The organism is Paenibacillus sp. FSL R5-0701, from assembly GCF_037973995.1.
Classification (GTDB): Bacteria; Bacillota; Bacilli; order Paenibacillales; family Paenibacillaceae; genus Paenibacillus.
This window is the reverse complement of sequence record NZ_CP150230.1, coordinates 6,428,519-6,440,731: the sequence shown is the minus strand read 5'-3', so window position 1 is coordinate 6,440,731 and position 12,213 is coordinate 6,428,519. Positions and strand designations below refer to the sequence as shown.

Here is a 12,213-nt window from a genome sequence, read left to right as displayed (position 1 = left end):
TCAGGAGTCAGTAACAATACAAAAATCCGTCCAAAGTAAAAATGGACGGATTTTTTTGATTTTCTTTAAAAGTGACATTTCGCTCCATTGAAAATGTTTGTCCAGTTTGTTTTTTTATCCCTTGTGATCATCCGGTATGTACTCTAACACATCGTTAAGAGTGTAGTCATTTCCTGTCAGTGCCCGTAGAGTGTTCACGATATTATTCAAGGTATCTAAATCAAGCCTTTTCGTTTTTCCTTCGCACAAATCATAGATAAGGTTCGGTCTAACTTTTGCTTCTCTAGCCAGTGCATTTTTAGTGACGCTGGCTGCATCTAAAGTGTCGCCCAATCTTATTTTTATAGACATAGCCAATTCCACCTTTCACTTTAATGATAACCTAACGTTAAATGTTTTAAAATAATCACTTGACGTTTATCGTTAAACGTTATAAAGTTTGGGTATATTATCAATAGACGTTAAACTTTTGGCGTTAAATTGTTTGTGGTTTAAAATCAAAATCAATAATGTTTTAAATTTACCTAATGGTTATTTCTCATAATGATTATGAATAATGAGTCTCATTCTTTTTAAGGGAGGGCAATAGTGTCATGAAAATCTCAAACCATTTTGAACGTGCTTTGTTAATCCTCGACACCTTTGACCAAGATCGAGAAATGTATATTTACCAAGGTTATGTCATGAATGAGCGCTATATCATTTATGTAGATGAAGGTACGTTATGGCTTCGGCATGTACAGAGAGTTACACATATAGATCATTTATATATTGATGGAGATACTGGAGGGTTAGTCCTGGCTGAGCATATCACAGGAAATGCAAGAGAGATGCTGGAGTCAATCGTGGACAGATTGAGTGGTATGGATGCGATGACATTTCTCACGGATGTCTTATTGTGGACTCCCAACCGTGTGGATATGAATTTGATGCTTGAACGCATACTATGACAAGGCTCTCCAGCCCTCTTCCAGGCTATTTTTTACAACATTTTAAGCAAAGCAGATAAATATCTTTATAATAAAAGTAAATTATTTACAAGTAAAATATTGATATTAAATTCAAAAATATAGTATTATTTAATTGACCATTGCTTAATTTTGCTTGGAAAGGTGGTGTACCTTTGAACTCAGTAGCCACAATACGTGATCATTTAGCAGACTACTTAAAAACGAACCATATGACACTCAATCAATTCTCTGAGATATCGGGAATCAACTCAGGGACGTTGAGTGGTACGCTGAACGGGCTACGTACCATTGGCATGCAGCAGTTGGATCGACTAACTGCCGGGATGGGTTTAACAGAGGGTTACTTCTATGAATTATACATACATGAGTGTTTTGTACATACAAGCCCGGATTGGCGAAGACTGGGGCCTTTTTTATACCGTTGTGCCGAACTCGGTAAGGTCGATTATATGGAAGAAGCCGTTAATCTAATTATGGATAATCTTTCCTATGCACCGCTTTTGTTCGAGTTGGCTGAACAGTTATATCGTGAAGGGAAGTTAGAAGCGGCCAAGCCCTTGTATGTATGTGTAGCCGAGGGTGAGAAAATGCAACATTCTGAACGGTTGGCTCTAAGTCAGTATCGTTTGTTCACAATCGGGCTTTCCAAGGATCAGATGAGTAATCTTGCACTTGCTACCCAGTTCGAGTTTTTTGTAGATCGGCTAGACGAGCCTTACCAGCTGGATGGACTGAACGATCTGATGAATGTGTATGCTTCATTGCGCCGATGGGATAAGGTGAGGAGCCTTGCTGATCAGTTAAAGTTAAAAGCAATGATCCATTATGAATTGAAGAAAAAAGTAAATGTAGCGGAAGATAACCCTAAAAAGCAAATTATATTCTATGTTTTATACGCTTATTTGATGCTTGGAGAGGCTTGTTTTTATTATGAAGAATATGGAGAAGCACTTCAGTATGTTTCGTTGTACACCGATTATAGTTGGATAAATGATCCGAGCGAAGAGGAAACCGTTGTTATTCGTCAGTTCGAGGAATGGGCAGAAGGCAATCGATATCTATATGAACTAATGTCAGGTAAAACAGAGGTTATCCAAAGTTATATGAACTATATCTCGGAGAGAGAAAATGAGATCTTTCCTGCTTTATGTGCGATTGTAAATGCAGCGAATCGGTATGATATGAACATTTCTTCGATTCTTGAAAAGTATCAATCTTATTTCATGTATCAGGACCAAAGCAGTCGTATTGGAAAAATCAGCGAGCAATATACGAATGATCAATATGGTACTTTGCTTGTGGGCCTAGGTACATACTATTTAAAACATCAAGATTATAACAGAGGATTTGAGTTGATTCTTAACGGTTTGGATTTTGCAAATAAAATTAAGAATAAAGATAGTATTCTAGAGTGTATAAAAATATTTGAAGAATTTCGGTGTTTTGCAGTCGAAGAAGCTAAACTACGATACAAAAAAATGATTCGGGAGGTTTGATGACGAATGAAGATGAAATTGGCAATATTGATAGTTACATGCAGTATCACAGTAGGCGTTGTTTTTCCTACTACTCAACCCATCCCCGTTGAAAAAGACCGTCCAGTAATCGTGACAACTAATGGCCACGGCACAGGGAGTTAACCAGCATTTCTGAAAATACGCTTTTTGAATATGAGCTGCTCCCTCAAGTAGAATGGTGAATTGTCTACGTTGAAGGGAGCTTTTTCGTGTTGGAGTTCGCCTGATTTCCTACTAATTAGCAGAATGGACTAGAATGTTACAACAGGGAGGGGTGAATATGGATTGTGGTGAGCTCAAGTTGCAGATCGAAGCAGCGAGACAAAAGCTCTATCAACTCAAGATGGACTATGGAAATCTGCTTCATCCTCATGTTATACAGCAATCTATGGTCCTGGATGATCTAATTAATCAATACAATCAGGTTAAAATAAAAAAGCCGATTGAATAATTCAATCGGCTTTGGGCGAGAAACTTTGGCGGGTCGCTCGCCCCTATATTTTAACATAAGTCCAACGAGCGAAGTATCGTTATTACATACATTCCTCTTTCACGGTGATATTCTCATTGGTTACAGTAACGTAGGAATTGCCGGACAAGTATTCCGTATAACCGCAAACCGTTTTGTTAAAGGTTTTTCCGCGGCTGTCCGTAAACGCCAAGGAGACGGCGCCCTCCCCAGAAAGTTTCAGCTGCGGGGCGAATTTCACGTTTGCTCCGCTGGGAATATCTTTATCGAATACGTAGGTGGAGCCACTCTCATTGTTGTTTAACGAGTTGTCGCCTTGGACCAGGCTTGCCTGAATATTGGTGATGTCATAGTCGGACTGATTGTGGATCGTGATCCTTAAGTGGCGAAAGGGATCCATTGCATTCAGAAAGCTCATAAAAGCGACTATGGCGATTCCGAGTATGATAGCGGATAAGATAATCATTTTCTGTTTGGAGAATCGGCGACGTGTGTTCAATATGATCCACTCCTTTCCTATGAGGTATAAACGATGAGAAGAGATCAAAAGTTTTGATTAAAATGGATAAATATGAAAATTGAAAACCGAATCGTCAGAATAACTTCATGCGCTAAGCGAGAGAACAGGATACAATATGATACTAGTAGTGCAAAAAGGACTGCACAGAGTTCATACATAATTAAGATCACTCTTAATAAGGAGGGGATAAACTTGGAACTTTCTCCAATGAATCAGGAAGATTATGCGAGTTTTTGCATTCGATCGATTAAGGATTTTGCACAGGAAAAAGTAGAAGCGGGCACCTGGGCTGAGGAAGAGGCACAGCAACTGGCGGAGGAATCTTATGAACGTTATCTGCCAGAAGGCTTGAAAACACCTGGAGCGTATCTCTACAATCTGGTGCACCCTGTGGACGGAAATGTGGGGTATATCTGGTTTAATATCACGGATAATCGTCGTGGGAAAGATGCTTTTTTGCTGGATATTGTGGTTGAAGAAGCACACCGTGGTAAGGGATACGGAACAGAGACAATGCAGGCGCTTGAACAGACGGCCTTGAGTCTTGGCGTGGATCGCATTGGTTTGCATGTCTTTGGACATAATGTGCGGGCGAGCAGCCTGTATCGCAAGATGGGATACGAGGTGACGGATCTGACGATGTATAAGGAAATCAAAGGGTAAACCTAATAGGGGATATTCTAGGCAAAAACTTAAGATCTGCGCAAAACGAATTATCCGCAGTAACCGGAGATTTCGGGAAGCGGATGGTGCTCTGGTCGAATTGGCGAAGTTCCTTGATGCCTTGAGGTTTGTCATATATAATGTATAGGATTATCCATACCGAACAAGTAATCAATGAGGAGTTGTCATATACATGGCTTTGAAAGCAGGAATTGTAGGGCTTCCGAACGTCGGAAAATCTACGTTGTTTAACGCTATTACACAAGCAGGTGCCGAATCGGCAAACTATCCGTTCTGTACGATTGACCCTAACGTGGGGATCGTTGAAGTACCAGATGAGCGTTTGGACAAACTGACAGAACTCGTTGTACCTAAGAAAACAGTACCAACGGCGTTTGAGTTTGTAGATATCGCTGGTCTGGTTCGCGGTGCGAGCAAAGGCGAAGGTCTTGGTAACAAGTTCCTTGCCCACATTCGTGAAGTAGATGCAATTGTACACGTGGTACGTTGCTTTGTAGATGAGAACATCACACACGTCGATGGTAAAATTGACCCGGTGAGCGACATCCAGACGATCAATCTGGAGCTGATCCTGGCCGATATCGAGAGTGTTGAGAAGAAAATCGATCGCTCCAAGAAAAACATGAAGGGCGGCAACAAGACTGCCTCTCAAGAAGTAGAAGTATTGGAGAGAGTGAAGGCTGTTTTGTACGATGACAAGCCGGCACGCAGCATGGAACTTACGGATGACGAGCTTCTGATCGTGCGCGATCTGCACTTGCTTACCCTGAAGCCTGTTCTGTACGCAGCCAATGTAGCTGAGGACGAAATCGGCGACGTGGCGAACAATGCTTACGTGCAAAAAGTAAGAGAATTCGCAGCTGCTGAGAACGCAGAAGTGGTGCCAATCAGTGCAAAGGTTGAAGAAGAGATCTCTGAGCTGGAAGGCGAAGATAAACAAATGTTCCTGGAAGAACTCGGTATCGAGGATTCTGGTCTGAACCTGTTGATTAAAGCGGCTTACAAATTGCTCGGTCTGTACACATACTTCACAGCAGGTGTACAGGAAGTTCGTGCTTGGACAATCCGCAAAGGTACCAAAGCACCTGGAGCAGCGGGTGTCATTCACACCGACTTCGAACGTGGATTCATCCGTGCAGAAGTTGTTTCCTACGATGATCTGGTAGCAGCGGGTTCCATGAACGGTGCCAAAGAGCGCGGACAACTTCGTCTTGAAGGTAAAGAGTACGTTGTAAACGACGGCGACGTTATGCACTTCCGTTTCAACGTATAAGTTGTTACTCGTTTATATGTAGATTCAATAACATGACCCTGCGACCTTCTCGTGAAGTTCGTGGGGTCTTTGACTTAGAGTTTTGTAGTGGAGTTAATAGCCTTATGCAGTGCGTGGAAAGTAGCACGGAACAAGAAAAACCACCGGGATTATGTGAAGTGACCCCGTAAAGTTAGACAGATTATATCTTTAGGCAACTTGTTGGGCATGAATCCGGTATCGTACCGGACTGATGCCTTTTAGTTTTGCCTTAATGCGTTTGTTGTTGTAATAATCGATGTATTTGGATAGCTCTTGTTTAAAATGTGAGACACTTTCAAATTCCTTTAAATATAATAATTCGGATTTCATGATGCCAAAGAAATTCTCCATGACGGCGTTATCGTAGCAGTTACCTTTACGGGACATACTTTGCGTGATGCCACGTTCTTCAAGAGCATGACGATACGGTCTCATCTGGTAGTGCCAACCTTGATCCGAATGAATGAGGAGTTTATCTTTATTTGTTAAACTGCAAAATGCTTGATCTAACATCGTGGAAACAAGCGAGTAGACCGGTCTTGAACCAATCGTATATGTAATGATTTCTCCGTTATACAGATCAAGTATGGGAGATAAATATAGTTTTTCTCCGAACAATTTAAATTCTGTAATGTCCGTAACCCACTTCTCGTTTGGCCTTTCAGCGTGGAAATTGCGTTCTAATAGGTTCGGTGCAATCTTGCCAATTGTCCCTTTATACGAACGATATTTCTTCATACGTACCAAACACTTTAATCCCAATACTTTCATCAAACGCTGTACCTTTTTATGATTTACATGGTGTCCACGATTGATTAACTCGTCGCGAATACGACGATAACCATAGCGTCCCTCATGCTCCTTATAAATCGCTTGTATCATGTCTTTTAGCTCTAAATCCTTGTCTACCGTACCAAACGCTTTTACCACGTAATAATACGTGCTACGAGGGATATCTGCTAGCTTTAGAAGTGCTTTCACCGAAAATTCGTTCCTTAGTTCATAGACTACTTGAGCTTTGTCTTGTTTGGTGATTTTTCCTTGTTTCGAACTAAGGCATTCAACTTTTTTAAATAAGCATTCTCCATTTTCAAACGCTCTACCTCTGCTTGTAAAGCCTCTACAGATCCTTCTACTAGCGTTTGATTCTTCTGTGCTTTAGATCCTTTTTTCATGGATGAGCGCCCCTTTTTCTTTGGTTGAAGGGCGTCTATCCCTTGTAATTCCAAGCTTTTTTGCCAACTTAAAAGGGTACTATGGCTAGGAATATTAAATATAGCAGCCGTTTCTCTAACAGACGTCCCAAATTCGTTCATATAATGAAGTACGTCTAGTTTAATCTGCGCAGGATATGATGTATAGCCCTTTTTAAAAGCTTTTTCACCATGATGCTCATATTGTCTAATCCAGTTTAAAAAGACAGAATGGTGAAGCCCGATTGATTTTGCAATGCTTTTCAAGCTTTCTGATCCCTTTTTATAACGCATAACGGCTTGTATTTTTTCATCTGAACTGAATTTAGTCATGAAAAAACTGCACCTCCAATTGGTAGTTGTGTCTAACAATTGGGGTGCAGTTCAATGTTGGTCGCCTTGCAATCCGGTGGTTTTTCATTCGTTTGATTGAAATTCGCCGTGGTCGCCCACCGGCCTTTGTTAGAGAAGTCACGATGTTAGCACATCGTGGCTTTTGTTTATTTTACACTTGCTATACTTGTATTATACTACCACAGTAGGAACATTTCGGAACCACATCGAACAACAATTTCATTTTGTATTTTTGCAGCACATATTAGGATACTACTTGGTGGAGAATGAGGGATAATAAAACTTAAAGCCTAATTTCAAAGGGTAGAGAGGTGTTTTTTGAAAAAAATGAGTATAATCAGATATGTCGGAGTAGAGGGACGAATATCACTACCAAAAGAATTTCGTGAGTTAAATCAAATAGATTCACACACTACACTTATTTTAACAAAAGAGGAAGATTCGATAGTATTTTCTATTCGAAGTGATCATTGTATTTTTTGCGCTTCAACAAGTAACACTATAGTTTTTAAAACACACAATGTTTGTAAGAAGTGTGTTGGAACTGTCAGTGAAGAATATAAGCCTGTAACAGAGATGTCTAAAGTTACATATGAGGAATTACTTCCTAAAAAAATCAGAGAGTACCATAACCTAATACTGTCACATCCAGGTATAAAACAACATGAAGCTGCCCAAATTTTAGGAGTTTCTCAACAAAGAGTATCAAAAATGAAAAGAAAAATTGCGGAAGTATCACATCTTTTAAGTCATGGAAATATATATTGAGAATAGTATGGATTTTTACTTATCTTAATTGATGCGATTACAAACTACTTATTGGTGGGTAAAATTCCGTATTAGACGATTTATACATTAAAACCATTAGTGTAGGAGAAAGACTGGGAAAGAATATTTGATTTCAAAGATTGAGCTGCTGTTAACAGCGGCTTTTATTTTTTGTCGAATAACGCTAATTCTGTCGTATTAAAGGTGCTTATGAACTATTTTAGATTTATTCGGCTTAAGTTAAGATTAAGTAGCAATAATTACTAAATATGGAGGTGATTCAACGAAAACGTTCTTGCTCACCTTTTATTTGTTCGTTTTTGCAATAATCGTTGTCCAACTTGTCTATATTCTAAACTGCGGATCCTACCTTTCTCCAGTGAGAAAGCAACAAAATATTTGAATTCGCAATATTTGCAGAACTTTTAGCGAAAACAATTATTTCAAGTTATTTCCTATTATAATTATAGTTGAAAAAGAAGAGAGGAGCTGTAAGTAAAAATAGTTTGCCCGTATTAGTTTACTATCTAAATCAAAAAAGAGGAGCTGTATCAATTGTTAAAAAAAATCGGAAAACTATTCGGCGCTGTGGTACTATGTGTTTCTTTGATTCCCGCATTCTCCACATCTAAAGCTGAGGCAAGTAATGATGTACAAGAATCCATAAATTTCGCAAAATATTTTAATAGCTCTAAGCAATTAAAAACCAACTCTGATCAGTCCGGTCAGTCTGTTGTAATTACGGATCGTGAGACGATTAACGCTATAGCTAAGGAACAATCTTTAAATAATCCAGATTCAATTAAAGAAATTCAATTCGATTCTGTTGTCATTGATTCTGAACCCCAAGATGCGGGAAGTTCTAATATTACTCCTTCAGCTGTGACAAAATATCATATCGAAAATGTGAAAGACTTGGGAACAGGCTGGTCTTTTCCAGATACATTCATATCTCATATTTTCCCAGGTCCTGCTGAAATTAGACAAACTTTCTCAAAAGAAGATACCTTTGCAGTGGCTGGTTCATTAGGGACTCAACTCAAAGATATTATTGAGGCTAAATTCTCGGTGACATTGGGTACTAAGAAAACACAATCAACTGAATATAAGTTTAGTGTACCAAGCGGGAAAACTACAGAGCTTCGAATCTATACAAATTACAACAAGAAGTCTTACGAAGTATGGAACCTGGTTAATGGATTAGATTACAACTTAGGTACTGAGAATTTCCATAAATCAGTTGGATTAATATTTCAACAAGTAAAGTACAACTAAAGAGATAACATGAAGAATACAATTATAGGCATATCATTTCTATATTTTGGAGCTATCGTGTGCTTGACTATATTAGGTTATGGATTCAAATATTCAGAAGCAGTAACAGAGTGGAATCCTAAACTCGGAAAATTGTGGTCATTTATTTGGGATAATTATTTACTAATACCATTTGTTCTTTCGTTATTGCTTACATTATTCGCAATTGCATTACTACTAAAAGAGTACTTTTCAAAAAAATGATCGGATGCGTACTAAGAATTAAATCTGATTGTATGCTAGCCGTAAAAGCCGACCTTTAAAGTTATAAAATGTACCCTATAAGATGGACACTTTGAAAAAAGTCCATCTTATAGGGTCATTTTAATCATCAGTGGTTTTCTCTTTTTCTCTCGATTTGTTGCGTGCTGCTCTAAGGATCTTCTCTTTGTTAGACTAACTCTGGCATCAAAGCATCTCTTAATGCCTGGTTGTCGATTATAATTGTCGTTGATCCATTATTTTATCAATCGTCTTGACTATGATCATTAGACCTTGACTTGGCTTCTCTGAAGCAACAAGTATACTCGCCCGAATGTCCTTTAATTCATCGTTTGAACTTTCCCATAGAAGTCTTTCGAATGCATCTCCAACCTCCAGTACCATGATCCCATTCACAGTTTTAACTTCATCTTCCCGTAAGGACATCACTTGTTCGCCGTCTTTAAGAATTTTATAAGGATATTTATCTTGACTAAAGTTTCTCATCAAATGTTCATACATCCCTTTCTAAATTTAATGATTTACTTAGTGATTGACACAGAAATTTTTCTAAATTAGTTTATCCGCCTGCGGAACAGTTACTATTCAGAACCATAAGAATATGCTATAATTAAGAGTCGTATACCACGTTGGATTTCGCGCTGTAACAGATGAGCTTAAGCGGATTTCATACAGGGTACGCGATTTCTTGATTTCACTTTAAAAGTAAAGGATTTGATGACGTTGTAGCGATGTTATACGTCGATCATACATGAATGTGAATACATGCTGCGGTCAGGGGATTCGCTGAGAATCCTGTGCGTTGTGGAATATAGATTATAGATGTTATGAATAATGAAACCGAAATAATTATTAAAAACGATATGTGCATGGACAAAATAATGCGTGAGGTGACTATACATGTTGGATAAATTACAGGCGTTAGCCGACCGTTATGACAAGTTGAGCGAGCTTTTGTGTGACCCGGATGTAGCAAGCGACAATAAAAAGCTGCGGGAATATTCCAAAGAACAATCGGATCTGCAACCGACTTATGAAGCGTACAATGAGTACAAACAAGTAAGTGAGGATCTCGAAGCTGCAAAGGAAATGCAGGGTGAGAAACTGGATGATGAGATGCGTGAAATGGTCAAAATGGAAATTGACGAACTAAGCACTCGCCAGAAGGAACTGGACGAATTGATTCGTGTACTCATGCTGCCAAAAGATCCGAATGACGACAAAAACGTTATTGTTGAGATTCGCGGAGCAGCTGGTGGAGATGAGGCAGCGTTGTTTGCAGCAGATCTGTATCGGATGTACACACGTTATGCAGATGCACAAGGCTGGCGTGTAGAGCTGATGGACGTTAACACAAATGATCTCGGTGGATTCAAAGAGGTTGTTTTCCTGATCAACGGACGTGGCGCTTACAGCAAAATGAAATACGAAAGCGGCGCACACCGTGTGCAGCGTATTCCAACAACTGAATCCGGCGGACGTATTCATACGTCAACTTCAACGGTTGCGGTTATGCCTGAAGCCGAAGATTTCGATATTGAAATTCATGACAAAGACATCCGTGTTGATACGTTCTGTTCCAGTGGTGCCGGTGGACAATCGGTTAATACCACGAAATCCGCAGTACGGGTAACGCACGTTCCAACGGGAATCGTGGCGACATGTCAGGATGGAAAATCACAGAACTCCAACAAGGAAAAAGCGTTGCAGGTTCTGCGTACACGTATCTTCGATATGAAACGTATGGAAGAGGAAGCAAAGATCTCTGTTGAGCGGAAAAGTAAAGTGGGAACGGGCGACCGCAGTGAGCGTATTCGTACGTACAACTTCCCGCAAAGCCGTGTGACGGATCACCGTATCGGCCTGACGATGCACAAGCTGGATCAGATCATGAACGGGGAGATTGAAGATATCTTGTCTGCACTGACGATTGCTCAGCAGACCGAGTTGATGGATAGAGGAGAATAATCTGTGACCCGCGCGCAGTTTGTCATGACGCCGGAACAGAGCTGTCGGGAAGCCTTCGTGGAGGCTTCCTCTTTTTTGGAGAAGTGCGGCGTGTACGAGCCGCAAAACAATGCCCGGCTGCTGCTGGAACATGTACTCGGCGTTTATGGCGCCGCGTATTACATGATGCAGCCGGAGCCTTTTCCCAGCGAGCATCGCAGCCGCTGGGAGGACGCCGTCACGCGCAAGGCTGCGGGTGAGCCGGCGCAATACATTATCGGCAGCCAGGAATTCTATGGGCTGCCGTTTGAGGTCACGCCGGCCGTGCTGATTCCGCGGCCGGAGACCGAGCTGTTGGTCGAGGCTGTGCTGCGCGAAGCCGACCGCGTGTTTCCCGACGGCGCTCCGCTCGCCGTCGATATCGGCACGGGCAGTGGTGCCATCGCGGTGACGATGGCTTCACTACGCCCGCGCTGGCAGGTAGGCGCCGGAGATCTCTCGGCGGCTGCCCTGCAAGTGGCCGCGCGGAACGCGGCCGCGAACGGGGTACAGATCGACTTCCGTGAAGGCGATCTGCTGGCCCCGTTCGCCGGGGCACGGGTGGACATCTTGGTGTCCAACCCACCATACATCCCGGCGGCGGATATCGCCGGGTTGCAGCAAGAGGTGCGCGATCATGAGCCGCGCATGGCATTGGACGGCGGTCCGGACGGGCTTGCACCGTACCGTGTCATGCTGGAGCAGTTGGCGCTGCTGCCTGCGCCGCCGCAGATCATTGGTTTTGAGCTGGGCCAGGGGCAGGCTCATGACATCGCAGCTTTGCTTGAATCGGCGGGACATTGGCCGGAAATAATCATTGTACCGGACCTTGCCGGAATCGAGCGGCATGTCCTGGGTGTTCGTACTTCGGAACAGGTGACGAAAATGTAAGGTTCCGCGGGTTTTCTTTTTGCCGTGAAA

Annotated in this window: 13 protein-coding genes; 9 read left to right on the top strand and 4 right to left on the bottom strand. The window is 41.4% G+C overall.

Going from position 1 to position 12,213, the window contains the following annotated elements:
• Positions 1 to 114: 114 nt before the first annotated feature.
• Complete coding sequence (locus MKZ13_RS28355; protein WP_076253622.1) at positions 115 to 351, bottom strand: helix-turn-helix transcriptional regulator; 237 nt, start codon at positions 349 to 351, stop codon at positions 115 to 117.
• Positions 352 to 593: 242 nt separating this feature from the next.
• Between MKZ13_RS28355 and MKZ13_RS28350 the strand changes: the two genes are divergently transcribed.
• The 3 genes from MKZ13_RS28350 to MKZ13_RS28340 all read left to right on the top strand — a co-directional run bounded on the left by MKZ13_RS28350 (position 594) and on the right by MKZ13_RS28340 (position 2,939).
• On the top strand, positions 594 to 950 hold the full coding sequence (locus MKZ13_RS28350) for a hypothetical protein (protein WP_339179947.1): 357 nt from the start codon (positions 594 to 596) through the stop codon (positions 948 to 950).
• Positions 951 to 1,123: 173 nt separating this feature from the next.
• Positions 1,124 to 2,467: a transcriptional regulator gene (locus MKZ13_RS28345; protein ID WP_339179944.1), complete on the top strand. Its 1,344-nt coding sequence runs from the start codon at positions 1,124 to 1,126 to the stop codon at positions 2,465 to 2,467.
• Between the two features lie 301 nt (positions 2,468 to 2,768).
• On the top strand, positions 2,769 to 2,939 hold the full coding sequence (locus tag MKZ13_RS28340; protein WP_101313549.1) for an aspartyl-phosphate phosphatase Spo0E family protein: 171 nt from the start codon (positions 2,769 to 2,771) through the stop codon (positions 2,937 to 2,939).
• 82 nt (positions 2,940 to 3,021) lie between these two features.
• Here the strand turns inward: MKZ13_RS28340 and MKZ13_RS28335 are convergent, their stop codons facing one another.
• On the bottom strand, positions 3,022 to 3,456 hold the full coding sequence (locus tag MKZ13_RS28335) for a hypothetical protein (protein WP_339179941.1): 435 nt from the start codon (positions 3,454 to 3,456) through the stop codon (positions 3,022 to 3,024).
• 213 nt (positions 3,457 to 3,669) lie between these two features.
• Here MKZ13_RS28335 and MKZ13_RS28330 point away from each other — a divergent pair, with 213 nt between their 5' ends.
• Both MKZ13_RS28330 and ychF read left to right on the top strand, forming a co-directional pair.
• Positions 3,670 to 4,140, top strand: a complete 471-nt coding sequence (locus tag MKZ13_RS28330) for a GNAT family N-acetyltransferase (protein ID WP_339179940.1) — start codon at positions 3,670 to 3,672, stop codon at positions 4,138 to 4,140.
• A gap of 193 nt (positions 4,141 to 4,333) precedes the next feature.
• Positions 4,334 to 5,434 carry a redox-regulated ATPase YchF gene (gene ychF, locus MKZ13_RS28325; protein WP_017691917.1) on the top strand — a complete coding sequence of 367 codons (1,101 nt, stop codon included), beginning with the start codon at positions 4,334 to 4,336 and terminating at the stop codon, positions 5,432 to 5,434.
• A gap of 189 nt (positions 5,435 to 5,623) precedes the next feature.
• Here the strand turns inward: ychF and MKZ13_RS28320 are convergent.
• A protein-coding gene (locus MKZ13_RS28320; protein ID WP_339179937.1) for an IS3 family transposase occupies positions 5,624 to 6,981 on the bottom strand; the annotation gives its coding sequence in 2 pieces (ribosomal slippage) (positions 5,624 to 6,528 and positions 6,528 to 6,981; 1,359 coding nt in all).
• 339 nt (positions 6,982 to 7,320) lie between these two features.
• Here MKZ13_RS28320 and MKZ13_RS28315 point away from each other — a divergent pair.
• Complete coding sequence (locus MKZ13_RS28315; protein WP_339179934.1) at positions 7,321 to 7,770, top strand: AbrB/MazE/SpoVT family DNA-binding domain-containing protein; 450 nt, start codon at positions 7,321 to 7,323, stop codon at positions 7,768 to 7,770.
• A 555-nt stretch (positions 7,771 to 8,325) separates the two neighbouring features.
• Positions 8,326 to 9,045, top strand: coding sequence for a hypothetical protein (locus MKZ13_RS28310; RefSeq protein WP_339179933.1), 720 nt, complete (start codon positions 8,326 to 8,328; stop codon positions 9,043 to 9,045).
• Positions 9,046 to 9,522: 477 nt separating this feature from the next.
• On the opposite strand, the gene MKZ13_RS28305 is transcribed toward MKZ13_RS28310, so the two are convergent.
• The gene (locus tag MKZ13_RS28305; protein WP_339179931.1) at positions 9,523 to 9,795 is read right to left on the bottom strand and encodes a hypothetical protein; all 273 of its coding nucleotides are present in this window, start codon (positions 9,793 to 9,795) and stop codon (positions 9,523 to 9,525) included.
• 411 nt (positions 9,796 to 10,206) lie between these two features.
• Between MKZ13_RS28305 and prfA the strand changes: the two genes are divergently transcribed.
• On the top strand, positions 10,207 to 11,274 hold the full coding sequence (gene prfA, locus MKZ13_RS28300) for a peptide chain release factor 1 (protein WP_062836950.1): 1,068 nt from the start codon (positions 10,207 to 10,209) through the stop codon (positions 11,272 to 11,274).
• A gap of 24 nt (positions 11,275 to 11,298) precedes the next feature.
• The gene (gene prmC / locus MKZ13_RS28295) at positions 11,299 to 12,183 is read left to right on the top strand and encodes a peptide chain release factor N(5)-glutamine methyltransferase (RefSeq protein ID WP_339185462.1); all 885 of its coding nucleotides are present in this window, start codon (positions 11,299 to 11,301) and stop codon (positions 12,181 to 12,183) included.
• Positions 12,184 to 12,213 lie beyond the last annotated feature (30 nt).

Excerpts from the sequence above, each read along its gene's own strand:
- MKZ13_RS28355 (WP_076253622.1), bottom strand. The coding sequence starts at position 351 with ATGTCTATAAAAATAAGATTGGGCGACACTTTAGATGCAGCCAGCGTC.
- MKZ13_RS28350 (WP_339179947.1), top strand. The coding sequence starts at position 594 with ATGAAAATCTCAAACCATTTTGAACGTGCTTTGTTAATCCTCGACACC.
- MKZ13_RS28340 (WP_101313549.1), top strand. The coding sequence starts at position 2,769 with ATGGATTGTGGTGAGCTCAAGTTGCAGATCGAAGCAGCGAGACAAAAG.
- ychF (WP_017691917.1), top strand. The coding sequence starts at position 4,334 with ATGGCTTTGAAAGCAGGAATTGTAGGGCTTCCGAACGTCGGAAAATCT.
- prfA (WP_062836950.1), top strand. The coding sequence starts at position 10,207 with ATGTTGGATAAATTACAGGCGTTAGCCGACCGTTATGACAAGTTGAGC.
- prmC (WP_339185462.1), top strand. The coding sequence starts at position 11,299 with ATGACGCCGGAACAGAGCTGTCGGGAAGCCTTCGTGGAGGCTTCCTCT.